Origin of the sequence: Streptomyces sp. NPDC005820 (genome assembly GCF_040630255.1) — a bacterium.
GTDB lineage: Bacteria > Actinomycetota > Actinomycetes > Streptomycetales > Streptomycetaceae > Streptomyces.
The window spans coordinates 274,455-300,662 of the sequence record NZ_JBEXXE010000002.1 but is presented as its reverse complement, the minus strand read 5'-3'; the positions used below and the strand labels follow the sequence as shown (position 1 = coordinate 300,662).

At 70.1% G+C, this 26,208-nt stretch carries 30 protein-coding genes and 1 tRNA gene; 13 read left to right on the top strand and 18 right to left on the bottom strand.

Going from position 1 to position 26,208, the window contains the following annotated elements:
* Nucleotides 1-9 precede the first annotated feature (9 nt).
* Nucleotides 10-1,566 carry a potassium/proton antiporter gene (locus ABZ464_RS03690; RefSeq protein WP_359270362.1) on the bottom strand — a complete coding sequence of 519 codons (1,557 nt, stop codon included), beginning with the start codon at nucleotides 1,564-1,566 and terminating at the stop codon, nucleotides 10-12.
* Between the two features lie 198 nt (nucleotides 1,567-1,764).
* Here ABZ464_RS03690 and ABZ464_RS03685 point away from each other — a divergent pair, with 198 nt between their 5' ends.
* The gene (locus tag ABZ464_RS03685) at nucleotides 1,765-4,563 is read left to right on the top strand and encodes a penicillin acylase family protein (RefSeq protein ID WP_359270359.1); all 2,799 of its coding nucleotides are present in this window, start codon (nucleotides 1,765-1,767) and stop codon (nucleotides 4,561-4,563) included.
* A gap of 74 nt (nucleotides 4,564-4,637) precedes the next feature.
* On the opposite strand, the gene ABZ464_RS03680 is transcribed toward ABZ464_RS03685, so the two are convergent.
* Complete coding sequence (locus ABZ464_RS03680; protein WP_359270356.1) at nucleotides 4,638-5,261, bottom strand: 5-formyltetrahydrofolate cyclo-ligase; 624 nt, start codon at nucleotides 5,259-5,261, stop codon at nucleotides 4,638-4,640.
* A gap of 84 nt (nucleotides 5,262-5,345) precedes the next feature.
* Between ABZ464_RS03680 and galU the strand changes: the two genes are divergently transcribed.
* From galU to ABZ464_RS03645, 7 genes are all read left to right on the top strand, one after another.
* Nucleotides 5,346-6,248: a UTP--glucose-1-phosphate uridylyltransferase GalU gene (galU, locus tag ABZ464_RS03675; RefSeq protein WP_359270354.1), complete on the top strand. Its 903-nt coding sequence runs from the start codon at nucleotides 5,346-5,348 to the stop codon at nucleotides 6,246-6,248.
* 5 nt (nucleotides 6,249-6,253) lie between these two features.
* Entirely contained in the window at nucleotides 6,254-7,579 is a 1,326-nt protein-coding gene (gene glp / locus ABZ464_RS03670) for a gephyrin-like molybdotransferase Glp (protein ID WP_359270351.1), read from the top strand.
* A gap of 63 nt (nucleotides 7,580-7,642) precedes the next feature.
* Nucleotides 7,643-8,122, top strand: a complete 480-nt coding sequence (gene moaC / locus ABZ464_RS03665) for a cyclic pyranopterin monophosphate synthase MoaC (protein ID WP_359270348.1) — start codon at nucleotides 7,643-7,645, stop codon at nucleotides 8,120-8,122.
* The gene (locus tag ABZ464_RS03660) at nucleotides 8,119-8,661 is read left to right on the top strand and encodes a MogA/MoaB family molybdenum cofactor biosynthesis protein (protein WP_359270345.1); all 543 of its coding nucleotides are present in this window, start codon (nucleotides 8,119-8,121) and stop codon (nucleotides 8,659-8,661) included. Before moaC ends, ABZ464_RS03660 begins: the two co-directional genes overlap by 4 nt.
* 17 nt (nucleotides 8,662-8,678) lie before the next feature.
* The gene (locus tag ABZ464_RS03655) at nucleotides 8,679-9,284 is read left to right on the top strand and encodes a GNAT family protein (RefSeq protein ID WP_359270342.1); all 606 of its coding nucleotides are present in this window, start codon (nucleotides 8,679-8,681) and stop codon (nucleotides 9,282-9,284) included.
* Between the two features lie 173 nt (nucleotides 9,285-9,457).
* Nucleotides 9,458-10,789 (top strand): gephyrin-like molybdotransferase receptor GlpR, encoded by a 1,332-nt coding sequence (gene glpR / locus ABZ464_RS03650; protein WP_359270339.1) that lies wholly within the window; start codon nucleotides 9,458-9,460, stop codon nucleotides 10,787-10,789.
* A gap of 114 nt (nucleotides 10,790-10,903) precedes the next feature.
* A tRNA-Ala gene (locus ABZ464_RS03645) sits at nucleotides 10,904-10,977 on the top strand.
* A 72-nt stretch (nucleotides 10,978-11,049) separates the two neighbouring features.
* On the opposite strand, the gene ABZ464_RS03640 is transcribed toward ABZ464_RS03645, so the two are convergent.
* The 13 genes from ABZ464_RS03640 to ABZ464_RS03580 form a co-directional block, all read right to left on the bottom strand.
* The gene (locus ABZ464_RS03640; RefSeq protein WP_359270336.1) at nucleotides 11,050-12,273 is read right to left on the bottom strand and encodes a tyrosine-type recombinase/integrase; all 1,224 of its coding nucleotides are present in this window, start codon (nucleotides 12,271-12,273) and stop codon (nucleotides 11,050-11,052) included.
* The gene (locus ABZ464_RS03635) at nucleotides 12,270-12,476 is read right to left on the bottom strand and encodes an excisionase family DNA-binding protein (protein WP_359270333.1); all 207 of its coding nucleotides are present in this window, start codon (nucleotides 12,474-12,476) and stop codon (nucleotides 12,270-12,272) included. The genes ABZ464_RS03640 and ABZ464_RS03635 overlap by 4 nt, the downstream gene beginning before the upstream one ends.
* Nucleotides 12,473-13,864, bottom strand: coding sequence for a replication initiator protein RepSA (repSA, locus tag ABZ464_RS03630; RefSeq protein WP_359270331.1), 1,392 nt, complete (start codon nucleotides 13,862-13,864; stop codon nucleotides 12,473-12,475). The genes ABZ464_RS03635 and repSA overlap by 4 nt, the downstream gene beginning before the upstream one ends.
* Nucleotides 13,861-14,040: a hypothetical protein gene (locus ABZ464_RS03625; RefSeq protein ID WP_359270684.1), complete on the bottom strand. Its 180-nt coding sequence runs from the start codon at nucleotides 14,038-14,040 to the stop codon at nucleotides 13,861-13,863. Before ABZ464_RS03625 ends, repSA begins: the two co-directional genes overlap by 4 nt.
* Complete coding sequence (locus ABZ464_RS03620) at nucleotides 14,037-14,348, bottom strand: hypothetical protein (protein WP_359270328.1); 312 nt, start codon at nucleotides 14,346-14,348, stop codon at nucleotides 14,037-14,039. Before ABZ464_RS03620 ends, ABZ464_RS03625 begins: the two co-directional genes overlap by 4 nt.
* The gene (locus tag ABZ464_RS03615; protein WP_359270326.1) at nucleotides 14,345-14,536 is read right to left on the bottom strand and encodes a hypothetical protein; all 192 of its coding nucleotides are present in this window, start codon (nucleotides 14,534-14,536) and stop codon (nucleotides 14,345-14,347) included. The genes ABZ464_RS03620 and ABZ464_RS03615 overlap by 4 nt, the downstream gene beginning before the upstream one ends.
* Before the next feature lie 94 nt (nucleotides 14,537-14,630).
* On the bottom strand, nucleotides 14,631-14,942 hold the full coding sequence (locus ABZ464_RS03610; RefSeq protein ID WP_359270323.1) for a SpdD protein: 312 nt from the start codon (nucleotides 14,940-14,942) through the stop codon (nucleotides 14,631-14,633).
* 14 nt (nucleotides 14,943-14,956) lie between these two features.
* Nucleotides 14,957-15,112: a hypothetical protein gene (locus tag ABZ464_RS03605; protein ID WP_359270320.1), complete on the bottom strand. Its 156-nt coding sequence runs from the start codon at nucleotides 15,110-15,112 to the stop codon at nucleotides 14,957-14,959.
* Nucleotides 15,113-15,121: 9 nt separating this feature from the next.
* Nucleotides 15,122-15,310, bottom strand: a complete 189-nt coding sequence (locus ABZ464_RS03600; protein ID WP_359270317.1) for a mobile element transfer protein — start codon at nucleotides 15,308-15,310, stop codon at nucleotides 15,122-15,124.
* Between the two features lie 4 nt (nucleotides 15,311-15,314).
* The gene (locus ABZ464_RS03595) at nucleotides 15,315-15,500 is read right to left on the bottom strand and encodes a hypothetical protein (protein ID WP_359270315.1); all 186 of its coding nucleotides are present in this window, start codon (nucleotides 15,498-15,500) and stop codon (nucleotides 15,315-15,317) included.
* Nucleotides 15,501-15,520: 20 nt separating this feature from the next.
* Nucleotides 15,521-16,177, bottom strand: coding sequence for a DUF2637 domain-containing protein (locus ABZ464_RS03590; RefSeq protein ID WP_359270312.1), 657 nt, complete (start codon nucleotides 16,175-16,177; stop codon nucleotides 15,521-15,523).
* Between the two features lie 73 nt (nucleotides 16,178-16,250).
* On the bottom strand, nucleotides 16,251-16,433 hold the full coding sequence (locus ABZ464_RS03585) for a hypothetical protein (protein ID WP_359270309.1): 183 nt from the start codon (nucleotides 16,431-16,433) through the stop codon (nucleotides 16,251-16,253).
* A gap of 5 nt (nucleotides 16,434-16,438) precedes the next feature.
* On the bottom strand, nucleotides 16,439-17,578 hold the full coding sequence (locus ABZ464_RS03580) for an FtsK/SpoIIIE domain-containing protein (RefSeq protein ID WP_359270306.1): 1,140 nt from the start codon (nucleotides 17,576-17,578) through the stop codon (nucleotides 16,439-16,441).
* Here ABZ464_RS03580 and ABZ464_RS03575 point away from each other — a divergent pair.
* Nucleotides 17,577-17,717, top strand: coding sequence for a hypothetical protein (locus ABZ464_RS03575; protein ID WP_359270303.1), 141 nt, complete (start codon nucleotides 17,577-17,579; stop codon nucleotides 17,715-17,717). The genes ABZ464_RS03580 and ABZ464_RS03575 overlap by 2 nt on opposite strands.
* 63 nt (nucleotides 17,718-17,780) lie before the next feature.
* Here ABZ464_RS03575 and ABZ464_RS03570 read toward each other — a convergent pair whose 3' ends face one another.
* On the bottom strand, nucleotides 17,781-18,107 hold the full coding sequence (locus ABZ464_RS03570; protein ID WP_359270301.1) for a hypothetical protein: 327 nt from the start codon (nucleotides 18,105-18,107) through the stop codon (nucleotides 17,781-17,783).
* A 188-nt stretch (nucleotides 18,108-18,295) separates the two neighbouring features.
* On the opposite strand from ABZ464_RS03570, the gene ABZ464_RS03565 reads away from it, so the two are divergent.
* The 4 genes from ABZ464_RS03565 (at nucleotide 18,296) to ABZ464_RS03550 (ending at nucleotide 22,590) form a co-directional block, all read left to right on the top strand.
* Nucleotides 18,296-18,616, top strand: coding sequence for an antibiotic biosynthesis monooxygenase (locus tag ABZ464_RS03565; protein WP_359270298.1), 321 nt, complete (start codon nucleotides 18,296-18,298; stop codon nucleotides 18,614-18,616).
* Nucleotides 18,613-19,848, top strand: coding sequence for a helix-turn-helix transcriptional regulator (locus tag ABZ464_RS03560; protein ID WP_359270295.1), 1,236 nt, complete (start codon nucleotides 18,613-18,615; stop codon nucleotides 19,846-19,848). The genes ABZ464_RS03565 and ABZ464_RS03560 overlap by 4 nt, the downstream gene beginning before the upstream one ends.
* A gap of 570 nt (nucleotides 19,849-20,418) precedes the next feature.
* A complete protein-coding gene (locus tag ABZ464_RS03555; RefSeq protein WP_359270292.1) occupies nucleotides 20,419-20,802 on the top strand; it encodes a hypothetical protein in 384 nt (127 codons plus the stop codon).
* Between the two features lie 837 nt (nucleotides 20,803-21,639).
* Nucleotides 21,640-22,590, top strand: a complete 951-nt coding sequence (locus ABZ464_RS03550) for a restriction endonuclease (RefSeq protein ID WP_359270290.1) — start codon at nucleotides 21,640-21,642, stop codon at nucleotides 22,588-22,590.
* Nucleotides 22,591-22,912: 322 nt separating this feature from the next.
* Here the strand turns inward: ABZ464_RS03550 and ABZ464_RS03545 are convergent, their stop codons facing one another.
* Both ABZ464_RS03545 and ABZ464_RS03540 read right to left on the bottom strand, forming a co-directional pair.
* Nucleotides 22,913-25,378 carry an FtsX-like permease family protein gene (locus ABZ464_RS03545; RefSeq protein ID WP_359270287.1) on the bottom strand — a complete coding sequence of 822 codons (2,466 nt, stop codon included), beginning with the start codon at nucleotides 25,376-25,378 and terminating at the stop codon, nucleotides 22,913-22,915.
* Nucleotides 25,372-26,169, bottom strand: a complete 798-nt coding sequence (locus ABZ464_RS03540; RefSeq protein WP_359270284.1) for an ABC transporter ATP-binding protein — start codon at nucleotides 26,167-26,169, stop codon at nucleotides 25,372-25,374. Before ABZ464_RS03540 ends, ABZ464_RS03545 begins: the two co-directional genes overlap by 7 nt.
* Nucleotides 26,170-26,208 lie beyond the last annotated feature (39 nt).

Here is a 26,208-nt window from a genome sequence, read left to right as displayed (position 1 = left end):
GACGTGCCCTCAGCGGTCTCCGCCCGTGCCCAGCCACCCGGCCAGCTTGCCTCCGTGTCCCACGGCGCGCAGCCGCTTCTCGGCGGCGTCCCGGACGGGGTCGGTGGCGACGACGAGGAGTTCGTCGCCGTGCCGCAGCACCGTCGTCGGCAGCGGAACAAACGATTTTCCATCGCGGACGACGAGGGTGACGGCGGCCCCGGCCGGCAGTCGCAGTTCGTTGACCTCGACGCCGTGCATCTTCGACCCCTCGGGGATCGCGACCGAGAGCAGATGCCCGCGCAGCCGCTCGAGGGGCGCCGACTCGACCCCGAGGTCGGCGGCCTCGGATTCCTCGCCCAGGCGCAGTTTGCGGGCAAGCCAGGGCAGCGTCGGCCCCTGGACCAGGGTGTAGACGACGACCAGGACGAAGACGATGTTGAAGATGCGTCGGCTGGCCTCGATGCCGCTCACCATGGGGATGGTCGCCAGGATGATGGGGACCGCGCCGCGCAGCCCCGCCCAGGACATCAGGGTCTGCTCCTGCCAGGGCACCCGGAACGGGGTCAGGCACACCACCACGCTCAGCGGGCGCGCCACCATCGTGAGCACCAGGCCGATGACGAGTGCGGGCCACACGTCGTCGCCCAGTTCGTGCGGGGTGACCAGCAGGCCGAGCAGGACGAACATGCCGATCTGGGCGATCCAGCCGAGCCCGTCGGCGAACCCGCGCGTGGCCGGCCAGTGCGGCAGCTTCGCGTTGCCCATGACCATCGAGGCGAGGTAGACGCCGAGGAAGCCGCTGCCGTGCGCCAGGGCGCCGGCCGCGTACGCCGTGACCGCGATCGCCATGACCGCGATCGGATAGAGGCCGGAGGCGGGCAGAGCGACATGCCTGAGGCCCCAGGAGCCCAGCCAGCCCACGGCGAGTCCGACGGCCGCGCCGATGGCCAGCTCGAGGGCTATCTCGCCCACCAGTACGTACCAGTGCTCGACGGGGCCGGTCTGGGAGAAAGCCACCACCAGGATGACCACGGGGGCGTCATTGAAGCCGGACTCGGCCTCCAGTGTGCCCGTCACGCGCGCGGGGAGCGGGATACGGCGCAGGACGGAGAACACCGCCGCCGCGTCCGTGGAGGACACCACCGCGCCGATGATCAGGGCCTGCCGCCATTCCAGCCCGGTCAGATAGTGCGCACCGGCCGCGGTGACCCCCACGCTCACCGCGACGCCGGCGAGGGCCAGCGCGGAGGCGGCCGGGAGGGCCGGCTGGATCTCCTTCCACTTCGTGCCCAGACCACCCTCGGCGAGGATCACGACCAGGGCCGCGTAGCCGATGACCTGGGTGAGCTCGGCGTTGTCGAAGCGGATGTCGCCGATGCCGTCCTGGCCCATGAGGACGCCGATGCCGAGGTAAACGAGCAGGCTGGGGAGCCCGCTGCGCGAGGAGATCCGTACCGCTGCGACGGCGACGAGCAGGACGAGCGAGCAGACGAGCAGGAGCTGGTTGAGGTGGTGGACAGTCAGCGGCGGTTCCCTTCCCTGGCGCGCACGACTCGCGCGCGGGCGCACACGTACATGGGACACGAAGCTGTCCGCTCCGAGCCCAACTACTTCATTACCTTACCTAACTCTTGACGATTTCTTGACGCTCGAAGAGGCAAGATCGAACATCCTTCCGTGCTGGTACCCGACTCCGCGTCAAGTGGCGCAGACCCCTGCGCCTATGGTTGCTCCAGCACTCCAGGACCGCCTGCCGCTCGCGTTAGGACAGCAAGGACAGCGATGCCCCCCAACACCACCGCCACAACGGGTGACAAGCCCGGCAAGTCCGGCAGGAAGAAGGGGCGAAAAGCCCGTCTTATCGTGCTCGTACTGGTGCTGGCCGTCATCGGCGGCATCGCTTTCGGCGCCTATTGGTCCATCAGTACGGTCCGTGCCTCCTTCCCGCAGACCAAGGGTTCGATCACTCTCGACGGCCTGTCCGGGCCTGTGGACGTGAAGCGGGACGGCTACGGCATCCCGCAGATCTACGCGTCGTCCGACGAGGACCTGTTCATGGCGCAGGGCTACGTCCAGGCGCAGGACCGGTTCTACGAGATGGATGTACGCCGCCACATGACGTCCGGCCGCCTGTCGGAGATGTTCGGCAAGAGCCAGGTCGACAACGACGAGTTCCTGCGCACCCTGGGCTGGGACCGGATCGCCAAGAAGGAGTACGACAGCACGCTGTCGGACTCCACCAAGAAGTACCTCCAGGCGTACGCTAAGGGAGTCAACGCCTACCTCAAGGGCAAGGACGGCGCGGACATCTCCCTGGAGTACGCGGCGCTGGGCTTCACCAACGACTACAAGCCGGCCGAGTGGACCCCGGTCGACTCGATCTCCTGGCTGAAGGCGATGGCCTGGGACCTGCGCGGCAACATGCAGGACGAGATCGACCGCGCCCTGATGACGAGCCGCCTCGGCCCGCAGCAGATCGCCGATCTGTACCCCGAATACCCGTACGGCGACTCCGACGAGCCCAATACGATCGTCCAGCAGGGCGAGTACAACGAGCTCACGAAGGCGTTCGAGGACAGCGACAGCACGAGCAGCGGCTCCGGCGACACCTCCACGAGCGGCTCCACGGGCACCGGCACCTCGACGAGCGGCTCCGGGACCTCCGGGGACACGGTGGGCCTGCAGGGCCAGCTGGAAGGCCTCTACAACGTCCTGGACGACCTGCCCACGGCCGTTGGCGTGAACGGCAACGGCATCGGCTCCAACTCCTGGGTCGTCTCCGGCGACCACACCATCACCGGTGAGCCGCTGCTGGCGAACGACCCGCACCTGTCGGCCTCGCTGCCGTCCGTCTGGTACCAGATGGGCCTGCACTGCCGCACCGTCTCCAGCAAGTGCCAGTACGACGTCACCGGCTACACCTTCGCGGGCATGCCCGGTGTGATCATCGGCCACAACCAGCACATTGCCTGGGGCATGACCAACTCCGGCGTCGACGTCACCGACCTCTACCTGGAGAAGCTCTCCGGCGACGGTTACCTCTACGACGGCAAGACGAAGCCCTTCGAGTCGCGCACGGAGACCATCAAGGTCGCCGACGGCAGCGCGAAGAAGATCGTCGTCCGTCAGACCGAGGACGGCATGCCCCTGCTGTCCGATCGCAGCAAGGAACTCGTCAAGGTCGGCCAGAAGGCCGGCGTCGACAACGCGGCACCCGACCGCGGCGACGGCTACGGCGTCGCCCTGAAGTGGACCGCGCTGGAGGCCGGCGCCACGATGGACGCCGTCTTCGCGATGGACAGGGCCAAGGACTGGGACGACTTCCGTGACGCGGCGAAGCTGTTCGACGTGCCCTCGCAGAACCTGATCTACGCCGACACCGAGGACAACATCGGGTACCAGCTGCCCGGAAAGATCCCCACGCGCGCGAAGGGTGACGACGGCTCGGTCCCGGTGGCGGGCTGGGACTCCAAGAACGCGTGGACCGGCTACATCGACTTCAAGGCACTGCCCTACGAGCTCAACCCGAAGCGCGGCTTCATCGTCACCGCCAACCAGGCAGTGGTCGACGACAAGTACCCGTACACACTGACCACGGACTGGGGCTACGGCACCCGCAGCCAGCGCATCACCGACCTGATCAAGAACAAGATCCAGGGCGGTGGCAAGATCTCCACCGACGACATGCGCCAGATGCAGATGGACAACAGCAGCGAGATCGCCAAGCTGCTCGTCCCCACCCTGCTGAAGATCGACATCGCCGACCCGGACGTCCGTGAGGCGCAGGAACTGCTCCAGAACTGGGAGCGCACTCAGGACGCCGACTCGGCGGCGGCCGCGTATTTCAACGCTGTCTGGCGCAACATCCTCAAGCTCGCCTTCGGCAACAAGCTGCCCAAGGAACTGCGCGTCGAGGGCCAGTGCCTGTGGGTCGACCCGGTGAACGCCACCAATGCCGTCGACGACACCGCGAAGGTCCGCGAGTGCGGTCAGCGCGACGCCGACCAGGCGCAGCCCGACGGCGGCGACCGCTGGTTCCAGGTCGTGCGCAACCTCATGGACAAGCCCGACAGCGACTGGTGGACCACACCGAAGTCGGCCACCGGCCGCGAAGGCGCCGACCACAACCGCGACGACCTGTTCAAGCGCGCCATGATCGACGCACGCTGGGAGCTCACCGCGAAGCTCGGCAAGGACATCGACACCTGGAGCTGGGGCCGGCTGCACCGCCTGTTCCTGAAGAACCAGACCCTCGGCACCAGCGGCCCCGGTTTCCTGCAGTACATCCTCAACCGCGGCCCCTGGAAGCTCGGCGGCGGCGAGGCGGCGGTCGACGCGACCGGCTGGAACGCGGCCGGCGGCTACGGCGTCGTGTGGGTGCCGTCGATGCGCATGGTGGTCAACCTCGAGGACTTCGACAAGTCGAAGTGGATCAACCTCACCGGTGCCTCCGGGCACGCCTTCAGCGCCCACTACACCGACCAGACCAGCAAGTGGGCCAACGGTGAACTGCTCGACTGGTCCTTCTCGCAGAAGGCGGTCGACAAGAGCACCAGCGACACCCTCGTGCTCAAGCCATGAGCGACTGAGAACGATCACCAAGAAGGGGCCCTTCACGCACACACGCGTGAAGGGCCCCTTCTTGGCATGAGGATCTACGGGAAGCGCCGCACCCGCGACGGCGTCACCACCGCCCGCACCGGCCGATCGTGGGGCTCCTCGGGGACGTGCTCGACGACCTCGTTGTCGTACAGCAGCACTACCAGCGAGGGGTGCGCGCCGGCGTCGTCCAGCCGGGCCAGGACACGGTCGTACGACCCTCCGCCGCGCCCGAGGCGCATCCCGCGCGTGTCGACCGCGACACCCGGTAGCAGCACCACGTCCGCGCCTGTCACGGCGTCCGCGCCGAGCCGCTCGCCGACCGGCTCCAGGAGTTCCATCCTCCCGCCGTGCCGCACGGGCGCGAGGGAGCCCGGACCGTCGTAGGCGCCCCAGTCCAGATCGTTGTCCGGCAGCAGCGCGGGCAGCAACACGCGCACGCCCCGGGCGCGCAGGGCGTCCAGGAGCGCGAGGGTGCCGGGCTCGGTGCCCACGGAGACGTACGCCGCCACCACGCGCGCGTGCGCCAACTCGGGCAGCTCCAGGGCATGCCCGGCCAGCGCCACGGCCGCCGTGTGCACGTCGTCCGCCGTCAACCTGTTCCTCACGTCGAGGAACCCTCGCCGCAACGTAATTTTGTCAGAGTCCGCTGTGCCGTTTCCGCGGCCCGTGGATCGCATCCGCACTGCTCCAATACGCTCAAATGAACACTTATTAACCGGAGCTACAGATTCCTCTCAAAGCCACCGGATAAGGTTGCGGACATGACTCAGTCTCACCCCAGGATCAGCAAGGCTGTCATCCCCGCAGCAGGCCTCGGCACCCGGTTCCTCCCGGCGACGAAGGCCACTCCCAAGGAGATGCTGCCGGTCGTCGACAAGCCCGCGATCCAGTACGTGGTCGAGGAGGCCGTGTCCGCCGGCCTCGACGACGTCCTCATGGTCACAGGTCGCAACAAGCGCCCCCTCGAGGACCACTTCGACCGCAACTACGAACTCGAGTCGGCGCTGGAGAAGAAGGGCGACGCCAAGCGGCTCGCCAAGGTCCAGGAGTCCAGCGACCTCGCCACCATGCACTACGTCCGCCAGGGCGACCCCAAGGGACTCGGCCACGCCGTCCTGTGCGCCGCCCCGCACGTCGGGAACGAGCCGTTCGCCGTCCTGCTCGGCGACGACCTCATCGACCCCCGCGACCCGCTGCTGCAGCGGATGATCGAGGTTCAGGAGCTGCACGGCGGCAGTGTCGTCGCGCTCATGGAGGTCGCGCCCGAGCAGATCCACCTCTACGGCTGCGCGGCCGTCGATGCCACCGCCGACCGCGACGTGGTCAAGGTCTCCGGCCTGGTCGAGAAGCCCGAGGCGGCGGACGCCCCCTCCAACTACGCGATCATCGGCCGCTACGTCCTCGACCCGGCCGTCTTCGGGGTGCTGCGCGAGACCGAGCCGGGCCGCGGCGGCGAGATCCAGCTCACCGACGCCCTCCAACTGCTCGCCCAGGACGAGAAGGTCGGCGGCCCGGTGCACGGCGTCGTCTTCAAGGGCCGCCGCTATGACACCGGCGACCGCGGCGACTACCTGCGTGCCATTGTCAGACTCGCGTGCGAACGTGAAGATCTGGGTCCGGACTTCCGGTCCTGGCTTCGCAGTTACGTCACCGAGGAGATGTAGCCACTTTGAGCACCGCCGCGCCCCGCCCCACCGACCAGGACCACCTCTGGTCGGTGGACGAGCACCTGGAGGACATCCTCGCCACCGTCCGCCCCCTGGAGCCCATCGAGCTGCAACTCCCCGACGCCCAGGGCTGCGTCCTGGTCGAGGACGTCACGGTCGCGCTCTCCCTGCCGCCGTTCGACAACAGCTCCATGGACGGGTACGCGGTACGCGTCGCGGATGTCGACGGCGCGAGCGAGGAGTTCCCGGCGGCCCTGGAGGTCGTGGGGGACGTCGCGGCGGGTCAGGCGGCCGACCTGCTGTACGTGGGGCCCGGCCAGGCCGCCCGGATCATGACCGGCGCCCCGCTGCCGAACGGCGCCGAGACCGTCGTTCCCGTGGAGTGGACCGACGGAGGCCTCGGCGAGGGCCCGGTCAGCGGGATGCGCGCCCGCAGCCTCGCCCCCGAGCAGGCCGCCGGGCACGTACGCGTGTACCGCCCCGCACAAGCACGCGCGCACGTGCGCGCGAAGGGCAGCGACGTCCAGGCCGGGGACCGCGCCCTCGAAGCCGGCACCGTCCTCGGACCGCCCCAGATCGCCCTGCTCGCCGCGATCGGCCGCGGCACCGTCCGGGTGCGCCCGCGTCCGCGCGTCGTCGTCATGTCCACCGGCAGTGAACTCGTCCAGCCCGGCGAGGAACTGGGCGCCGGCCAGATCTACGACTCCAACAGCTTCGCCCTGACCGCCGCCGCCCGTGACGCCGGCGCCATCGCGTACCGGGTGGGCGCGGTCGCCGACGACGCCGAGACCCTCCGTTCCACCATCGAGGACCAACTGGTCCGCGCCGACCTCCTGGTCACCACCGGCGGCGTGAGCGTCGGGGCGTACGACGTCGTCAAGGAGGCGCTGTCGCACGTCGGCGACGAGGACGAGGCCGGCAGCGGCATCGAGTTCCGCAAGCTCGCCATGCAGCCCGGCAAGCCCCAGGGCTTCGGCTCCATCGGCCCCGACCACATCCCCCTGCTGGCCCTGCCCGGCAACCCGGTCTCCTCGTACGTCTCCTTCGAACTGTTCGTCCGCCCCGCGATCCGCACTCTCATGGGGCTCCAGGACGTCCACCGGCCCACCACGCGCGCGACGCTGGCCGCCGACAAGGCGATCGGCTCGCCCAAGGGGCGCAGACAGTTCCTGCGCGCCACCTGTGCCGACGGCACCGTCCGCCCCGTCGGAGGCGCCGGCTCCCACCTGGTGGCCGCCCTCGCGCACGCCGACGCGCTGATCGTCGTCCCCGAGGACGTGGAGTCCGTCGAACCGGGCACCGAAGTCGAGGTGGTCCTGCTCGGCTGAGCACCCCTGGTTGGGGGTACCGTGTCGCGCACAACAGGCCCGGACCGGGAGCGCCGCACCAGCATGAGTACGCAGGACCGACTGACGCACATCGACGACGCGGGCGCGGCCCGCATGGTCGACGTATCCGACAAGGACGTCACGGCACGCACGGCGCGTGCCAGTGGACGCGTCCTCGTCTCGCCCCGCGTGGTCGAGCTGCTGCGCGGCGAGGGCGTCCCCAAGGGCGACGCCCTCGCGACCGCGCGGATCGCCGGGATCATGGGCGCCAAACGCACCCCGGACCTGATCCCGCTGTGTCACCCGTTGTCGGTGTCCGGTGTGAAACTGGACCTGTCGGTCGCGGACGACGCCGTGGAGATCAGCGCCACCGTGAAGACGACGGACCGCACGGGCGTCGAGATGGAGGCGCTCACCGCGGTCTCCGTCGCCGCGCTCACCGTGATCGACATGGTGAAGGCGGTCGACAAGGGAGCGGTCATCACGGACGTGCGCGTGGAGGAGAAGACGGGCGGCAAGTCGGGCGACTGGAGTCGGCCATGACCTTGGACGCGTCGATCGGAGGTGCCCTCCTCGCGCCCTACAGCGCGCTGGTGGTCACCGCCTCCAACCGGGCCTCGGCCGGCGTGTACGAGGACCGGGGCGGGCCGCTGGTCGCCGAGGGCCTCAGGGGCTTCGGTTTCGCCGTCGACGGGCCGCGGGTCGTGCCCGACGGCGACCCCGTGGAGGAGGCGCTGCGGGCGGGCGCCGACGCCGGCTTCGACGTGATCGTCACCACCGGCGGCACCGGCGTCTCGCCCACCGACCGCACGCCCGAGGCGACCCGCCGCGTGATCGACTACGAGGTGCCGGGCATCGCGGAGGCCATCCGGGCGTACGGCCGCGAGAAGGTGCCGACCGCGGTCCTCTCCCGGGGCCTGGCCGGAGTCGCGGGCGGGACCCTGATCGTCAACCTGCCCGGCTCCACCGGCGGCGTGAAGGACGGCCTCATGGTCCTCGAACCCCTGCTGAAGCACGCCGTGGACCAGATCCGGGGCGGAGACCACCCCAGACCGGCCGCCAGTACGGGGGGTGCGAGCTGAACGGCGCATCCTGGCCCGTGGAGCTGACGGAGGGCGACATCGTCCTGCGGCCGATAAAGCTGCGCGACCAGCGGGCCTGGCGCGAGGTGAACCGGCGCAACCGGGACTGGCTGCGCCCCTGGGAGGCGACCATCCCGCCGCCCGCGCCCAGCGGGCCGATCGCGCACCGGCCGACCTACCGCCAGATGGTCCGCCACCTGCGCTCCGAGGCGAACGCGGGACGGATGCTGCCGTTCGTCATCGAGTACCAGGGGCGCCTGGTCGGGCAGCTGACCGTCGCCGGGATCACCTGGGGGTCGATGTGCTCCGGGCACGTCGGCTACTGGGTGGACGAGGCGGTGGCCGGCCGCGGGGTGATGCCCACGGCCGTGGCGCTCGTCGTCGACCACTGCTTCCGGACCGTCGGACTGCACCGCATCGAGGTCTGCATTCGCCCCGAGAACGGGCCCAGCCGCCGGGTCGTGGAGAAACTCGGATTCCGGGAGGAAGGGCTGAGGCCGCGCTATCTCCACATCGACGGCGCCTGGCGCGACCACCTCGTGTTCGCGCTGACGGCGGAGGAGGTGCCGGAGGGCCTGCTGGGCCGCTGGCGTCGCGCACGCTCACAGAATGCCTCCAATTGAATACGCCGCTCCGAAACCCGGTCGGGAAAGGCCCCACAGGCCCCGAATAAACGTTCGAAAACGATCGGTTGATCGCACTGGTCGCAAAAAAAGCTCGAAATATCAGCCAGATCGTGCGACACACCGGCCCAATTGGCGGATGGCCTCATGCGAATCCCTCTACCGTGTGAGGCGTGAGCAGCAGCGGCCTCATCTACGCAGTCATTGTCGGGGCCTGGGCCGCCTACTTGGTGCCGATGTGGCTCCGTAGGCAGGACGAGCTGAACGAGGCCCGTCCGACGGAACGCTTCAGCACCGCCATCCGGCTGCTGTCCGGACGGGCGGGTATGGAGCGCCGGTACGCCAAGGACCTGCGGGCGCGCTCCACCGAGGAGGGGGAGCGGGACACCGACGCCCCGGACGCCGTCACCGATTCGGTGGACGTCCGGGCCTTCGCCATGCCTCCGACCCGCCCGCAGGTGAAGGCGCCGGTACCGGAGCGGGCGCAGGAACGGGCACAGGAACGGGCGCCGGAGCGCGGCCACGCGCGCCCGGACGCGGCCCGCGACCCCGGACGCGATCCGAAGCGCGATCCGGCACCCAAGCCCGCGCGCGACCACACCTCCGACTCCGCGTCCGGCCACGCGCCGGCCGGTGCACACGAGGGGGGCGCCGCCCCGGCGCGCCAGCGGGTGCCGGCCGCGCGGCGCACTCCCGGCGGGGAGGCGGCCGCAGCGCGCGCCCAGCGCTCGAAGGCGCTCGCGCGCCGTAGGCGCACCACGATCCTGCTCTTCCTCGCCTTCACGCTCGGCGCGATCGTCGCGGCCGTCGGAGGGCTCACGTTCCTCTGGGCGCCCGGCGTGCCCGCCGTCCTGCTCAGCGGGTACATCGCCTATCTGCGCGCTCAGGAGCGCCGGCGTTTCGCCTTCCAGATGGACCGCAGACGGGCCGAGGCCGCGGCGCAGCGGCTCCGTGAGCGCCAGCCCCGCCGCCGTGCCCCGGCTCCGGCCTCGGCCGCAGCGACCGCCGAGGCCGCCGCGGACGCCGGCGCAGAGGAGCCGCACGTGGCCCCCGAGCCGGAGACCGACCCGGGCCTGCTGGCCCTCGCCGCCGACCGCAGGGCGCTCGTCGAGCAGACCGATCACGCGGAGTGGGTCGACCAGCAGCGCGAACGGCAGCGCCGGCCCGGCCGCGGCGACAGCTGGGACCCGGTGCCGGTGCCACTGCCCACGTACGTGACCGCGCCGGTCGCACCCAGAGCCACCTCCGACGTGGACCTGGGCGCCCCGGACGCCTGGAGTTCCGCCCGCTCCAGCACGGTCGTGCCGGAGCAGGACACGGCGGACGCCGCCGTACCGGACGCGGAGCCGCAGCAGCCGGACCTCGCGGACGGCGGGGCGGCGGACGGCGACGAGCGCAGTGATGCCCGGCGCGCGGCCTCGGCCAAGCGCTCCCGCGAGCGCGGCCGCACCCCGCTCTTCGACCAGTACGAGGACGGCGAGCGGCCCCGGGCCGCCAACGAGTGACACGCGCGGGCGCCCCGCAGCCCGCCCCGGGAGCTTCCGGGCCACGGGCCCCCGGCCTCCGGGAACGGATTTTCAAGCAGCCCGATCGGGGTGCTAGAGTTTCACTCGTTGCAAGGGCCTGTGGCGCAGTCCGGTAGCGCACCTCGTTCGCATCGAGGGGGCCAGGGGTTCGAATCCCCTCAGGTCCACGCAGCTCAAAGCCCCGGTAGGGATATCCCGACCGGGGCTTTGACATGCCGTACAGCAGTGAAGTACAGCAACTACTCCGGATCTTGCTTCCCAAGGTGCTTGCCCAGCTTGCGCAGTGCCCGGCGGGTGGCTTCCGACGGGACGTGCGTGTACACCTCCATGGTCACCGCGATCTTGCTGTGCCGAAGGATCTGCATCGCGACCCGCGGGTGCACGTCGAGCGCGGCGAGGAGCGAACCGCACGTGTGTCGGGTGTCGTGCAGACGGATTTGACGGACGCCGGCCCGGGTCGATCGGTCGACGAACCGCCGGTTGAAGTTGCGCGGCTCGAACGGCGTGCCGTAGCGCGTCGTGAACACGAAGTCGAAGTCCGACCACAGTTCGCCGGCCGCCTGCTTGGCCAACTCCCGTTCCTTCTGCCTCCGCTGGAGAGCCGCGATGCAGATCTCCGGGAGCGGCAGTACGGCCGTGGACGCCTCGGTCTTGGTCTCGTCGTGGACCAAGCGCCGGTTGATGCGCTGTAGCTGCATCTGCACCGAGATCTCACCGGTGTCCAGGTTGACGTTCTCCCAGGTGAGGCCGAGCACTTCACCGCGCCGGAAGCCCAGGACCAGGATGAGCACGTAGGCCGCGTACAGCGGGTCATGGGCCGCGCTCGCCGCTTCGAGGAACTGGCGCGCCTCTTCGACGGACCATGGATGCCGCTTCACCTTCCGTGCCGACCGCACCTTGACCAGGCCCGCGACGTTCTTCGAGATCAGTTCCTCCGTCATGGCGTTGGTCAGGGCCGACCGCAGGACTGCGCGGGCGTCCTGGACAGTGCGGCGGGACGGGATGCGCTCGCAGCAGTCGCCCGCGGCGCAGCAGCGGGGCGTGTCCCGCTTCGCGTCGAGGCCCTGGGCGCAGCACTGGCACTGATCCAGCAGGGTGTTAACCCAGCTTCGTACGTCCCGCACGGTGAGCTTGTCGAGCCGCTTCGAGCCCAGACCCGGGGTGATGTAGAGGCGGACATGCATCGCGTAGGTCTCTGCGGTCTTCGGCTTCAGGTCGGGCGTCACGACCTCCTTCAGCCAGCGGGTGAGGTACTGCGCGAGCGTCGGCGAGGACGTGACCACGGGCCCTTGCTTGGCCTCAGCGTGAAGCTTGATCCACTTGTCGTGGACCTCCTCACGGGTCTTGCCATAGACGTACTTGCGCTTGCGGTTGCCCTCAGGGCTGGTCACCCAGGCGTAGGCAGCGAAACCGTTCTTGTACGGGTAGATCGAGCCTTCCCCGTTGCCCCGCTTGCCGCTCATGCTGACACCCCATCAGGGGTAGAGGTGACGCGCTGGACGTACTCGTCCACCCATTGCGGCAGGATGCGCCGGTTGCGGCCGATCTTCACGGAGCGGATTTCTCCGGTGAGGATGAGCATCTTGGTCTTGGAGAGGCCGAAGCGGAGCAGAACCGCAACTTCCTCCGTGGTGTGCCACTTCGGTTCGATGACGGTTGTGGTCATGCTGCGGGGTCCTCCCAGTCTTGGTCTTGCAGGGCTTCGCGGGCTGCTTCGCGGTTGAGTTCGATGTCGCGGCGGATGTTGGCGGCGAGCCAGGACTCACCGGGGGTGTGGCCGTGGCCGGCATAGCTCCAGTGGGCGAGGGTCAGTGTGGTTGCCTCCGGGTCGTCGGGGTCGGGCAGGCCGAGGGCTTCGCGTTGTTGGGCGGCGCGGTAGTCGGCTCGGGTCTGGCGCAGGGCGCCGAGGGTGGTGGAGTAGCGGCGGGACTTGGTGGAGAAGTGGCCGCGGAAGCCGAGCATGTGAGCCCAGTCGCGGAGCTTGCGGTCCGGGTAGAGGGCGTGGAGGTCGAGGCAGGCTTCGATGAGTCGGCGGGGGTGCTCGGGGACGCCGAGGAGGACGAGGGCCTCTTTGTTGCCGACGCGGCGGTCGACGGTGCCGGTGGTCTCGGCGGCTTTGGTGGCGTACTTGGCGACGTAGGAGGCCACGGCCTGTTCGGTGATGTCCTCGCCGTCGCCGAAGGCCCGGATCGTGCGGACGTCGAGCTGTGTGCCCCAGCGCAGGGTGCGGGCGGGCTGGTCACCGGCCGGCTTGACGTCGACCGCGACGCGGCCGGTGGCGGCATGGATCGCGTCGGTGAGCAGGTCGAGGGTGGCCCAGGCCGGGGGCGGCGAGTCAGGGCCGTCGGGTCCGTCGAAGCGGATCACGGCATGGAAGTGCACGGCGCCGCGCTTCTGGTACTCGGCGACCTTGCCGAAGGAGACGCGGGACTGTTCGCGGGCGTCCTTCTGTGTGAGGCCAGCGCGGCGGGCGATCTCCCGGCGGAGGTAGATCGAGAAGTAGCGCCACAGGTCAGAGGCGTGGTTGTTCCACAGCACGGCGCCCGCGTAGTCGTACGTGTTCGGGTCGAGGGGGGTGCCGAGTTCGGGCGCGTCCTCGGCGTGGCGGGTGCCGCAGCGGCAGGGCCGGTTGCCGGGGCGGTTGTGGACCGGCCCGAACGACGGGGCGGTCAGGGTCGCGAAGACCCGGGGGTGATCGCGGACGGTGGCCGGGGTGCCCTTGGCGAGGTCGCCGACGAGGCCGGCACGGATCAGGTGGTAGGTGTCGCCGGCGTAGGTCCAGGCGCAGGACGGGCAGCGCGAGGCGCGGCGGTTGCCGCAGGCGACGCGGAGTCGGCCGCCGGGCTCGGTGTCGGTGTCGTAGTGGTGCAGGACGTGTCCGGTGGCCCGATCACGGGTGATGGTGGCGCCCTGGAGGTGGATCGGGTCGGAGCAGCCGCCGGTGCGGCGGATCTGGTCTTGGATGCGGTCGAAGCCGGGGGACCCGGCCAGCCTCAGCACGTCGGTGAGGGTGGCCGGGTCCTCCAGGCCCGCCAGGGTGGCGGTGTGGGTCACGCCTTGTTCTCCTTCGGCGTGTGGGCGTCGATCCATTCCTCGGCGCAGACCTTGTGGACGGGCTTGCCGCGGTCGGAGCGCAGGGGGGTGGGCTTGGTGCAGATCACGCAGGGCTTGTCGCCGCTGCTGTCGAAGTGCTTGGACGAACGCCAGTCGAGGAGGGCCACGACGATCACCGGCTCCCGTTCGAGCGGGGCGGCAGGGGCTGTCCGTGGCGCTCCCAGGGGCGGCCGTTGTCGTCGGGGCAGGCCCGGCCGTGGGTGCCGTACTCGGTGACCAGGGCCTGGACGGCTCGGCGGCCGGTGGCCTCTCCCGTCTGTCCGCAGTGGCAGGCGTAGGAGGCGCTGGGCTGGCCGGCGAGTTCGGTGGGGACCTTGCCGGACAGTTCCAGCAGGCTGGGCGACTGGCCGTAGCCAGGGGCGCGTTCGTCGGCGGAAGGGGCGGAGATGTGCAGTCCGGGGTTGGTGCGGCTGGGACGCTTCACGCCTGCCACCTCCCGACGCGCGCCACGGCAGGGGCGGGACGGGTGCTGCCGGTGCCCTTGCAGGTCGGGCAGTTCACGGGGAGCGTGACGCGGGTGCCGTCGTGGTGGCGGGTGCCGGTGGCGATGGCGGCGGTGGCGAAGCCGTCGCAGTCGCGGCAGACGGGCGTGTTCCGGGCGTGCTGAGGCATGATGGGGCTTCCCTTTCGGGTCCGTTGGATCTGGATGGGGTCCAGGCGCCCGGAGCGGACGAAACTTGGCGGTAGAGGCCGCTCCGGGGGCCGATCAGTGCTTGTGCAGGTCCTTGATGAGCAGGCGCAGGACGACCGCGACCACGGCGACGGAGACGCCCGTAATGGCGACCGCCAGCAGCAGCGAGACGAGGACCGCGCCGACGACGAGGACCACGGCACCGCCGCCGGCGGCGAGGGCGAGCGCACTGCCCGGGGTGAGCTGGACGGTGGGCCGGTTGGAGACCGGGGCGGCCGGGACCGGCACCGGGGCCGACGGCTGGACGGGCACCGGGGTGTGGACCGTCGGCACGGGGGCCGTGGCGGGCGGGGCGGTGTCCTGCGGCGGGTACTTCGGGGTGAACACGATTGCGGTCCCTTCTACTTGAGGACGGTTCCGAGGGCGGGGGCGAGGAAGCTGTCGGCGATGAGGTAGCCGCCGAGGAGGAGCAGGGCGACCAGCCACCACGGCGGGCGGGCGAGCTTGATGCCGAGGTAGCCGACGACGATCACGGCGAGCCAGAGCGGGACGTCCATGCCGGTCTCCTAGGCCTTGCAGCGGTGGGTGCGGGCGGCGAGTTCGGCGGCGGCGCGGTCGCGGTAGTCGGTCGAGAAGCCGCAGCCGGGGGCGGTGCAGGCGGCGGTGTGCATGTCCCGTCCGCGCCCGTCGTAGTAGGTGGCGACCTGGACGGGGCCGATGCGGATGCGGTCGCGGAAGCGGCGGTGGACGGTCATGGGATCAGTCCTCCTGCTTGAGGCTGCGGCCGGGGAACTCGGCGAGGATGCTGGCCTTCTGTGCCGGGTCGGGGGTGTGGTCGGCGGCCTCCTCGGCGAGCAGGCGTGCCAGGGTCGGGCGGCCGGTGTCGGCCATCTCACGGGCCGCTTCCAAGAAGTCGTTCGGGCGGTTGAAGCTGGACAGTGACATGGGTCGTATGTCCTTCCTGATCAGGCGAGTTGGAGTTGGGCGACGATCGCGGCGGTGGTCGGGGCGGGCAGTCCGAGGCGGGCGGACAGGACGTCGGCGGGCATCGGGGTGCCGGTGGAGGCCCGGTGGGCTTCGGTGAGCTTGCGGGCGTGATCGAGCAGGGCGGCCGGGACCGCGGGGGCGACGGGCGCGGGCTGTTGCGGTGCGGGTGCCAGTTCCGGCACGGCCGGGGCCGGGTCGGGTTCGTCGGTGCGGCGCATATCGACTTCCGGCGCGGGCGGGGTGTCGTCCACAGGCTGTGCAGGAGTGGCCGGGGTTGCGGGGGTGTGGACGAGGAGGGTTCCGCCGAGGAAGGCGAGGGCGGGCCAGCCGGCGACGAGGATGCGCAGCCAGGAGGGCACGGCGCCCAGGTCGAGGAGTCCGGCGGTCGCGATGTTCGCGCCGAGTGAGGCGGTCAGGGCGATGACGAACCAGGTCCAGGCGGAGCGGTCGCGGCGGGCGGTGCGCAGTCGGCGCCAGGCGGCGACCAACAGCAGGTCGACCGAGATCGGGTAGGCCCAGGCCTTCCAGCCGGACTGTCCGGCGGCTTCGGCCAGGTCGTGCAGGTGGGCGAAGGACAGGGCGCCGGCGATGACGGCTTGGATCAGGACCGCATCCGGGCGGATCGAGCGGGACATGTTCTTGCCTCCCTTCGAGGGGAGTCGGAGCCGACCCGGGCGCAACCACGGGGTGCCGCCCGGGGTCCGGCGGTCAGTCGTCGGCGGGCTTTTCGCCGGAGCCCCAGCAGGTCAGGCACACGGCGCCCTGCTTGTGGTCGGTGGCGCGGCCCTTGCGGGGGCCGACGCGGACGGTTTCGGTGATCTCGCCCTTGCCGTCGCAGTCCGGGCACTTCGCGGCCGGAGGCGTACGGCGGGCGGGCTTGCGGGCGGCCACGGCGGTTACTCCGTGACCGGGCGCGGCTTGACCAGCGAGGGGCCGGACGCCGGCGACTCGGCGGGCACGAACGGGCGGAACGGGTCCAGGAACGGCAGCTCGGGGACCAGGTGGGCGAACTCCCGGCAGACCGCGACTACTTCAGCCTTGGACACCTGCGGGGTGCGGATCTTCGACCAGCCGCCGGAGGCGTCCGCCGCAACGGCGGTGCCGGGGCGTTCCATCGGGATCAGGCTCGCGGCCGGGACCGCGTCGGGGGCGACGTCGGCGAGACCCATTTCGGCGGTCTGCTTGTCGTTGACGCGGTGCACGACCCGGCCCGTGAGCTGGGCACGGAGCATGGTGGCGCCCTTGCCCAGGTCGGAGCCGAAGCGCTGCCCGCAGATTTCCAGGTAGATGCCGGCCGCGCGGGCCATCTGAGCGAGCCGGATCAGCGAGGTGACGAGCCGCTCGCGGCGTTCCTCGTCCTTGCGGGAGGAGATCAGGAAGAGTTCCGCGATCTCGTCGACCAGGACGACCACCGGCACGGGCCGGACGTCGTCGGGCAGTTCCCACAGGTCGGAGGCGCCGTGCAGGCTCAGCAGGTCGAAACGGTCTTCCATCTCGGCGACCAGGACCGTCAGCAGCGAGGCGGCTTGGTCCGGGGTGGTGGCCAGGGCCGAGAGGCGGGGCGCGAACGCGGACTGTTCCACCCCGCGCTTACAGTCGACACCGACCAGCGCGACCGGGAGCTGAGCGAGCCCCTTGATCAGGTTGCGCTGATACATGGACTTCCCGGACTGGTTCGCGCCCAGGGTCAGCGCCATGGGAGCGTTGCGGTAGTCCCGCTCGAACGCGGTCCCGTCCTCCCGCAGCGCCACCGGCACCACCAGGTCACGCGGGCGGACCCCACGGGGCATCCGCACCCGGCGCAGCACGTCATAGCCGGTCATCCGCAGTTCGACGAAACCGGGCTTCGTCTCCACCACGGTCACCGAGTGCACACCCCAGGCGTGACGCAGCCGCTCCGAGGACGCGGCCAGGTCGGCGGGCTCCAGACCGGCCGGGAGACGCAGGGTCACCCGCAGCCCGGTCGACGTGGGCCGCACCCGGCGGATCTTCGGCGGAACCGGCAGCACCTCACGGCGGGCCACGTTGCGCGTCATGAACGCCCGCAGTCCCGACGGCTGCACCGTCAGCCCGCACACGTCCATGGTCGACCGGTACGAGAAGGAGAACCGGCCCCAGGTCATCGGCAGGCCGACCACCGACCAGTACACACGCGGCGCGCGGTACTTCGCGTAGCCGAGCCCACCGACCCCGGTTAAGGCCCCCGTGGCTTCCAGCCACACCGACAGGTCCGTCATCTCAGGCCGCCGGCGTGATCGCGACCGCGCTGAACGAGATACCCGAGCGCTTCTCGCCCTTGATCACGTTCTCCCAGTCCCTGGCCTTCAGACCGATGACCGTGACCGGCATGCCCGGCGCGAGCCCTTCCGGGTAACCGTTCTCCGGGATGTTGACCTTCAGCAGGTTGCCTTCACCCTCGTCCGAGACCAGGAGGCCCACGGTCGACATGGCCTTGCCCTCGACGTTCACGGCGCGCTCACCGGTCGCGAAGTTCTTCACCTTCGGCTCCGGCGCGGTGGCCACGAACACGACTGCGGTCGCGAGGTCGATTTTGAAGGACGGCATTATGGAGTCTCCCTCAGGGGATGAGCCCCGGGCTGCGTTGTGATCTTGGCGGATGCACGTAGCTCGGGGCGTCTTGTTGTCCGACACCAACGAAGCTACTCGCAGAAAAACTGCGAGTCAACAGAAAAGCTGCGACTAGCAGTAGAAGTCTGCCTCTGCGAGACTGAATGCGACGAGATGGAGGAGAAATGGCCAACTATGGGCTTTTTGTTCGCTTCACGCTTCGCGAGGGTGCTGGTGAGGCCTTTGATGCGCTGATCCGGGAGACCGCAGCAGGGATCCAGGCCCACGAGCCCGGCACTCTGGTCTACGCGTGCCATGAGGTCGAGGGCGCGCCCGACGAGCGGATCTTCTTTGAGCTGTACGCCGACTACGCCGCATTCGAGGAGCACGAGCGCCAGCCCCACACGCGCCACTTCCTCACGGAGCGCAGCAAGTACGTCGAGAAGACCGAGGTTGACCGGCTCCAGCCGTACGCCGGCAAGTACCCCACGGGAGCCGAGGCGTGACAGGCTCCGACCCCAAGACCCTTGGCCGCCGAGTCAAGGAGTTGCGCCGCGAAGCGGGCATGTCGCAGAGCGACCTTGCAGCCGCGATGGGGCGTTCAGAGAGCTGGGTTTCGCAGGTCGAGAGAAGCGTTCAGCCCGTCGAGCGGCTCTCGATCCTTCAGGCCCTCGCCGATGCATTGAACGTGCCTGTCCGTGAGCTTCGCCCCGACGCCGCACCAGTCGAAGAAGCCGAGCCCGAGGAGCCGCAGGGGAGCAACGACCTTGACGGCCTGCGCGTAGCCCTCACCGGACACCCGGCTCTGGGCAGCCTGTTCGATCTGCCGCCAGCCGGACCGATCCCGTCTCTCGCCGAGTTCCGTCAGCAGGTGGACGAGGCGTGGACACTGACGCACGCGTCGAGCTACGCGTCACTGAGCGATCATCTCGCCAGCCTGCTCCCGAGCATCGAGGCGGCGGTGCGCCATGCGCCGGCGAGTGACCGCACAGAGCTTCATGCCCTGCGCGCGAAGGCGTATCAGGCGGCAGCAGCGAGCTTCACCCGACAGGACCAGGCCGACGCGGCATGGGTCGCAGCAGACCGGGCACTACAGGCTGCCGAACTTGCAGGCCAGCCGTTGGAAGTGGTGGCGAGCCTGTTCCGCATGTCGCACGCTTTCATGCGCCAGCAGCACATGGAGCAGGCCGAGCAGGCAGCAACGTCCGCCGTGGCGGTCATGGCGCCCAGGTCGGAGGCGCCCACGTGCCCCCCGGAAGAACTGTCGCTCTTGGGCGCCATGAACCTGGTCCTCTCGGTGATCAACGCCAAAGAGGGCAACCGCGGGCGGACTCATGAGCACATCCACCGGGCACGGGAGATCGCCGCGCGGCTGGGCGAAGACCGCAACGACTTCGACACCGAGTTCGGGCCGACGAACGTCGAGATCCATGCCGTGAGCACGGCCGTGGAGCTGGGAGACGCCGGACTTGCCCTGGAGGTGGCCCAGCACGTTGACGCTTCGGCCCTCTCGCCCGAGCGACAGTCACGTTTCCTCCTTGACGTGGCGCGAGCGCACGCGCAGCGGCGACACGTCGGCGAGGCCACAGCCGCACTCCTGGAGGCCGAGGTTCTGGCGCCTGAACAGATCCACGATCATCACTTGGCCCGGGAGGTGATCCGCGATTTGGTCCAGCTCTCAGAGCCTCGTATTCCTGAGTCCCTGCGCGGTTTGGCCGAGCGAAGCGCGGTTGGCTAGCCGATGTTGTTACAGGTTTCCCTACCTCATCAAGGGCCCGCGCACGGCGCGGGCTGGCCCCTGGGGGCGGCCCCCACACGCCTTCGGCGCAGGGGCCGCCCCCTGGGGCCGCAGCAAGCTACGGCCCGGGAGTAGAGCACCGTATAGCGCAGCCACGGTCAAAAGCAGTGCCTCCGGCGGGGGCGCTCAGGCTCCGAGATGGCGGGGGCGCCGTCCGCGAGTGCCGGCAGAATCGTGGCGTGCGCGGGGAGCTCCCATCCCGCCTGCCATCGACCCAGGCAGAGCCGAGCGGACGCGGCCCAGGGCGTCAAGGTCGTTCGTACAGTGGCGCGCTCCACCTTGACGCCCTGAACCACGCCCGCTCCACGGTGTGTGGGTCGACGGCAGACGGGATGGGAGCTGGGGTGGTGGTGGGTTCAGGTGGAGGGCAACGGTGACGGCGAGCTGTTCAGCAAGGGCCCATACGTGAGGCCGAAACGCGCTGGCTTCACCTGCGGCGTCCTTCCGCAGGTCGGCGGCGTTGGGCACGCTATGGGTATGGGGGCCTCCAAGACTTCACCGACAGTCCGCGTGACCTTCGACGACTACTACCCAGATCCAACCGACGCTGACTGTCTTCGTCGCGCAGTCACTCAACGAGCAGACCATCTGACCTTCGAAGATGGGCACGTGGTGCTGTGGTTGCTCGGTGTCGAAGTTGGTCGTTATCCCTTGAAGACGATCACATCCGTCAGCCTCAATGGCGAAGGGGATGGTCGGCGACGGGACGACCCCGAAGTAATCCGCAAGCAGCACCCCAACGCGTATCAGCCATGGTCGCCGGAGGATGACAAGCGCCTGCTTGCCCTCTATCGGGACGGTAGCCGTGACCTCAACGATCTGGGGCAGATGTTCGGTCGGCAGCCCAGCGCCATCCGGTCACGTCTTGCCAAGCTGGGGCTTGAACAGTTGTGATCGACGGGCGCAGACCAGGGGCCGTGCCGCGCTTGAAGTGGAAATGCCATTTCCACACACCCGCTCTGACCTGCGAAAACTCCCCGCTGTCCAGATCGGACGTGGGAAACGGTGGTAAAGTTCTTCTTGTCGAATCAGGGTTGTTGCGGCAACCCCAGATTGCAGACACGGAAGGGCCCGCCCCGGCTGCAACCAGGACAGGCCCTCCGCGCAGTTACGAGCCCGGTCGAGTGCTAGCCGACCGGGCTCGCTGTTTTCGGAGACCGGTCTCGGGTCGACAGGGCATTCGGGTGGGCACTCAGCGAAGCTGAGCGAACTGTCCCACCAGTGCGGCGAGCGCAACCATCAAGCTCAGTAGCGCCAAGACCACCTGCCACCTCTCAGGGGCAGACCACTTGGGCTTCTTGGGCTCTTTATTCAGGTCGGAGCTCAACGCGGCACCTCACCTTCCTCCTGCCGGCAAGCGGCCATCGCACACCGGAGGTCTCTGAGGCAAGTGCGTCGACTACACCTCTGAGGAGGATGGTGAAGTGGTGCCAATCATACCCAGCCCTTGAGTTCCTGAAGTGGAGTCAAAGAACAGGGCACGGTTGGCAGTTATCAGGTTCGAGCCTTACACCTCCCGCCGTGCGCAAACGGATCGCGGGTCGCGTGAGCGGTTGGGGCAGCCCCAGTGGAGCCGTTCGTTACGTCGCCCATCACCCTCCCTCTCCAGCCAGTGTCCGTTTTGGACCCCAAAATCTGGTATCCGATTCGCGTCAACGATTCGTGCTGCCGCCTAGCGTACAGTACGCTACGAGGGAAGGTCGTAGAGCAGGGCGAAGGGGGACCGCAGCGATGTCGCAGACGCACTCGGAAGTGCCGGCAGCGGAAGGCATCACATGGGATCTCGAGCCCGGTGACGTGATCGAGCGCAAGCAGTTGCACGTCAAGTACGGCGGGCGAACTCAGGGCGGCATCGGACCATCCGCCAAGACGCCCAACGTGATGATCTTTACGGACCCGGTCGCAGGCGAGAAGCACGGGTACTACGACGGCTGGATGCCAGATGGGCTCTTCCACTACAGCGGGGAAGGGCAGTACGGAGACCAGCGGATGCTCTCCGGAAACGCCAGCATCCTGAACCATGAGGCCGAAGGTCGAGCACTGAGGGTCTTCCAGGGCGCCCGGGGTAACGTGACCTACCTTGGTCGCTTCGCTGCTAACGGGTGGTACGAAGCAGACGCGCCGGAGACCGGAGACGGCCCGCTTCGCAAGGTCATTGTCTTCATGCTTCGCCCCCTGGACACCCCACCCAAGCACCCTGGTACGAAGTTGGGCCGGCTACTCGCGGACCAGCCCGAGATGGTCACCGAGATCGACATTGAGCGCCTCGAAACCGAGAAGACGTTCGTCGACCCGAACCGCGAGCCGTACGAGGCGGAGCGCCGAGAAGGCAAGCTGGTACTGGACTTCAGTGCGTACCTCCGAACCAAGGGTTACCGGGTGCACCGCCAACGCATCCTGCCCGAAGGTGAAACCAGGCCCCTCCTCACAGACCTCTACGTGCCAGACCTAGATCTCCTCATTGAGGCCAAGGGCAGCGTGACGCGGGAGAACATGCGCATGGCCCTCGGCCAGCTCCTCGACTACAACCGCTTCGTGCGCGCCAAGTACCAAGCCGTTCTTGTGCCGAGCAAGCCCCGCCCGGATCTCATCGAGCTCGCGAAGACTGCTCGGCAAGCGATCATCTGGCCCCAAGGGAACGGCTACAAGTGCTCCGAAGCTGACCTGCTACCCAGTGCTTGATCACCCGCGGTACAGCAGCGAAGTACAGCAACTATGGCAACCACAGGTGACCGTCCCGAGCCGCTAACACCCTCGTGACCAGCCCGGAAGACCTCAACGACCTCCCCGCCCGTAGTTCGCATCGAGGGGGCCAGGGGTTCAAATCCCCTCAGGTCCACGCAGCATGAAGGTCCGCCCCCATCGGGGGCGGACCTTCTGCCATGTTCGCGGCATGGCTGTCGCAACCGTGGCGTGACAGGGCGATCAAACTCGCCTCCGCCGGCGCGGAAACGACCCGCCGCGCGGCCGAGGACGCCCGGCAGTTGCGCCATATGGCAGTACGTCATGGAGCGATGCCCACGCGCGTGCCGGACCGTGCGCACGACACCGCCACCGGCACGACCGCCGCCCCCACCGCCAGCACCGCGCACACCCCCGTCACCACGCCGAGCGCCGGCCAGGGCACGACGAGCGTCGACGGGGCCGACACCAGACGCAACGCGCCCCACATCCCCGCCAGGTTGACGACCGTCACCAGCAGGCCGACCACGGCGCCCACCCCCACGACCGTCAGCGCCTCCGCCGCGGTCAGTCGCAGGATCTGCCCGCCGGTGGCACCCGCCAGCCGCAACGCCGCCAGCTCCCGCCGCCGTTCCGCCGCCGCCATCACCAGCGTGTTGGCGAGCGAGATGCCGGTGTACACCAGCGCGATGCCCAGGACGAGCAGCACCCCCAGCCAGGTCGTCCGGTTGGTCTCGGGATAGGCCGCCGCCACCCACTGTGCCCGGCTCAGCACTCGCACCCCGCCGACCGCCCGCAGCCCGGCCGCGACCGCCTCCGGATCGGTGCCCGCACGCACGCGTACGTCGACGCGGTCCACACCCGCCCCGCCCGCATGGGCCGCGCTCACCCACACCCCGCTCTCCCCGGTGCCGGTGGCCAGCACGGCGGCGATCCGCAGCGACCGGGACGTACCGTCACCGAGCCACACCCGCACCCGCTGCCCCACCCGGTGCCGCGCCCACTCCTCGGTCACCACGATCGAACCATCGTCGAGATCCGCGAGCCGACCCGCCGTCACCGGCAGCCGTACGACCGTGCCGAGCAGCCCCGGATCGACCGCCCGCGCCTCGGACCTCACCAGCGCCACCCCGTCCTCCAGCGTGTACACGGCGGTCGCCGCACTCGCCGACACCATCGCGCCGGGAACCTTTCGCAGCCGCTCCACGGCGTCCGCCGTCAGCGCCGTACCGCTCCCCGGTGTCACCACGAAGTCCGCCGCCGTCCGCTGCCGCACCTCCGCGGCCCGCGCCTCGGTCAGCGTGGCCGTCGCACCCAGCAACGAGCCCGCCAGCGCCACCGTGACCAGCACAGGCGCGGCCACGGCGGCGGTACGGCGGACGCCGGCGAGCGCGTTCTCCCGCACCAGCAGCCCGATCACCCCCGGCAGCCGCGGCACCAGCGGGCGCACCAGCGCGGGCGACAGCAGCGCCACCGCCGTGATCACGAGCAGGGGGCGGCTGATGTACGTCTTGCGGTGCAGCAGGTCGCCCGGGTCCGTCAGCAGGGCGTACGACAGGGTCGCGCACGCCGTGAGAAGCAGCGCGGCGCCGCACCACCGGCGCCCGGCCGTCAGCGCGCGCCCGTCGACCGAGACCTCGCGCAACGCCTGCGCCGGCGCGGTCCGCCCGGCCCGCAGACCCGCGGCCAGCGCCCCGCACACGGCGACCGACAGACCCGTCCAGAACGCGAGATGATACGGCCACACAGGGCCGCCGATCGCGTACCAGGCCGGCGCGAGACCGCCGTCGACCACCAGCTCGGCCAGCCACGGGGCGGCGCACCCGCCCAGCGCGCAGCCCGCCGCCGAGGCGAGTACGCCCACCAGCAGCGCCTCCGTCAGCACCGACCGCCGGATCTGACCCGGTGTCGCCCCCGCGGTGCGCAGCAGCCCGAACTCGCGGCGGCGCCGGTCCACGGCGAACGCGAACGTGGAGGCCACCACGAACACCGAGACGAACGCCGTCACCCCGCCCGCCGTGCCGAACAGGGCGTTCAGCGCGGTCAGCGCCTCGGCGTCACGACCGGGATCCGCGTCCGCGAACCGGCGGTCGGCACCCGTGAGCACGCGCGCGCTGTCGCCGACGGCCGCACGGACCGCCGCCGCGTCCGCCTCGATCACCAGCTGCTCCGACCGGGGCTCCAGGCGGGCGGCCCGCGCGTCCGTGTAGAACACGGCGTTCTCGAAACCACGTGCACGCGCGCGTACGTCGAAGCCAGCCACCCGTTCCGTGCCGCCACGCGCGCGTACCGTCCCGACGACCCGCAGCGGCCCGTCGTCGGTCTCCAGGCGGTCGCCCACGGACGTCCAGTCCCCGGTGGTCACCACCTCGTCTGCCGCGCGCGGCGCGCGGCCCGTGTCGAGCTCGTACGGTGCGAACCGCGCCGTCGACCAGGGGTGACCGACCAGATCGGCCGGGCCGTCGGCCGCGCGGACCGGGAAGGAACGGTCCTGCACGACCGGGCCGAGGGCGCGCAGAGCGGCGACCGTGGCGGCCGGCACCGCACGCGGCACCGCCAGCTCCGCCGTCCGCACCCCGGTCGGGGTCGCCACCCGCAAGGTGTCCTGTCCCCGCACCACCACCGGCGCCGCGGCGAACCGTTCCGGCGTCCGCACCGGAGCGTGCAGCGAGGCGGCCAGCGCCTGCCCCATCACCGTCAGCAGCGCCACCCCCAGGGCGAGGGCGACGAAACTGCCGACGAAGGCGGCCCAGCGCGTCCGCAGGGTCCGTACGGCGACGCTCAGCACGGGGCGACCTCCCCGGTGACGGAAGCGCGCACCGGGCCGCCCTCCGCCGGTCCCGGCTCGGGTGCCGCCTCCAGACCGGCCATCCGCGACGCGATCCGTTCCGCGCCCGCCCCGGCCAGTTCGCCGTGCACCCGGCCGTCGACCAGGAACACCACCCGGTCCGCGTAGGAGGCGGCCACCGGATCGTGGGTCACCATGACGACCGTCTGTCCGTGGGCGTCGGCCAGGCCGCGCAGCAGGATCAGCACCTCGCGGCCGGTCGTGGAGTCGAGGGCGCCGGTCGGTTCGTCGCCGAAGAGCACCTCGGGGCGGGTGATCAGGGCGCGGGCGAGGGCGACCCGTTGCTGCTGGCCGCCGGAGAGTTCGGCGGGCCGGTGCCCCGCCCGGTCGGCCAGACCGACCCGGCGCAGCGCCTCGCGCACCTCCGCCTTCGCGGGGCGGCGGCCCGCCAGCCGCAGCGGGAGGGCGACGTTCTGGGCGGCGGTGAGGGCGGGCAGCAGGTTGTACGACTGGAAGACGAATCCGATGCGCTCCCGCCGCAGCAGGGTGAGCCGGCGCTCGCTCAGCGCGGTCAGCTCGGTGCCGCCGATCCGCACGGACCCGGACGTCGGCCGGTCGAGCCCGGCGGCGCACTGCAGCAGCGTCGATTTCCCGGACCCCGACGGGCCCATGACGGCGGTGAACGAGCCCCGGGGGAGGGTGAGTGTGACGTCGTCGAGCGCGGCGACCGGGGCGTCGACGGCGCCGTATCGCCTGCTCACGGAGGTCAGTTGGACGGCGTGTGTGGTCATGGGTCCACGAAACCGTGGGCGGGTGTGCCGTGTCGGTCG

What these genes read in the sequence shown, in the direction of transcription:
- ABZ464_RS03685 (WP_359270359.1), top strand. Translation starts at nt 1,765, where the DNA reads ATGCCCCCCAACACCACCGCCACAACGGGTGACAAGCCCGGCAAGTCC.
- ABZ464_RS03680 (WP_359270356.1), bottom strand. Translation starts at nt 5,261, where the DNA reads ATGCGATCCACGGGCCGCGGAAACGGCACAGCGGACTCTGACAAAATT.
- galU (WP_359270354.1), top strand. Translation starts at nt 5,346, where the DNA reads ATGACTCAGTCTCACCCCAGGATCAGCAAGGCTGTCATCCCCGCAGCA.
- moaC (WP_359270348.1), top strand. Translation starts at nt 7,643, where the DNA reads ATGAGTACGCAGGACCGACTGACGCACATCGACGACGCGGGCGCGGCC.
- ABZ464_RS03660 (WP_359270345.1), top strand. Translation starts at nt 8,119, where the DNA reads ATGACCTTGGACGCGTCGATCGGAGGTGCCCTCCTCGCGCCCTACAGC.
- ABZ464_RS03640 (WP_359270336.1), bottom strand. Translation starts at nt 12,273, where the DNA reads ATGAGCGGCAAGCGGGGCAACGGGGAAGGCTCGATCTACCCGTACAAG.
- ABZ464_RS03635 (WP_359270333.1), bottom strand. Translation starts at nt 12,476, where the DNA reads ATGACCACAACCGTCATCGAACCGAAGTGGCACACCACGGAGGAAGTT.
- ABZ464_RS03615 (WP_359270326.1), bottom strand. Translation starts at nt 14,536, where the DNA reads ATGCCTCAGCACGCCCGGAACACGCCCGTCTGCCGCGACTGCGACGGC.
- ABZ464_RS03605 (WP_359270320.1), bottom strand. Translation starts at nt 15,112, where the DNA reads ATGGACGTCCCGCTCTGGCTCGCCGTGATCGTCGTCGGCTACCTCGGC.
- ABZ464_RS03600 (WP_359270317.1), bottom strand. Translation starts at nt 15,310, where the DNA reads ATGACCGTCCACCGCCGCTTCCGCGACCGCATCCGCATCGGCCCCGTC.
- ABZ464_RS03595 (WP_359270315.1), bottom strand. Translation starts at nt 15,500, where the DNA reads ATGTCACTGTCCAGCTTCAACCGCCCGAACGACTTCTTGGAAGCGGCC.
- ABZ464_RS03590 (WP_359270312.1), bottom strand. Translation starts at nt 16,177, where the DNA reads ATGTCCCGCTCGATCCGCCCGGATGCGGTCCTGATCCAAGCCGTCATC.
- ABZ464_RS03575 (WP_359270303.1), top strand. Translation starts at nt 17,577, where the DNA reads ATGAACGCCCGCAGTCCCGACGGCTGCACCGTCAGCCCGCACACGTCC.
- ABZ464_RS03580 (WP_359270306.1), bottom strand. Translation starts at nt 17,578, where the DNA reads ATGACGCGCAACGTGGCCCGCCGTGAGGTGCTGCCGGTTCCGCCGAAG.
- ABZ464_RS03570 (WP_359270301.1), bottom strand. Translation starts at nt 18,107, where the DNA reads ATGCCGTCCTTCAAAATCGACCTCGCGACCGCAGTCGTGTTCGTGGCC.
- ABZ464_RS03565 (WP_359270298.1), top strand. Translation starts at nt 18,296, where the DNA reads ATGGCCAACTATGGGCTTTTTGTTCGCTTCACGCTTCGCGAGGGTGCT.
- ABZ464_RS03550 (WP_359270290.1), top strand. Translation starts at nt 21,640, where the DNA reads ATGTCGCAGACGCACTCGGAAGTGCCGGCAGCGGAAGGCATCACATGG.
- ABZ464_RS03540 (WP_359270284.1), bottom strand. Translation starts at nt 26,169, where the DNA reads ATGACCACACACGCCGTCCAACTGACCTCCGTGAGCAGGCGATACGGC.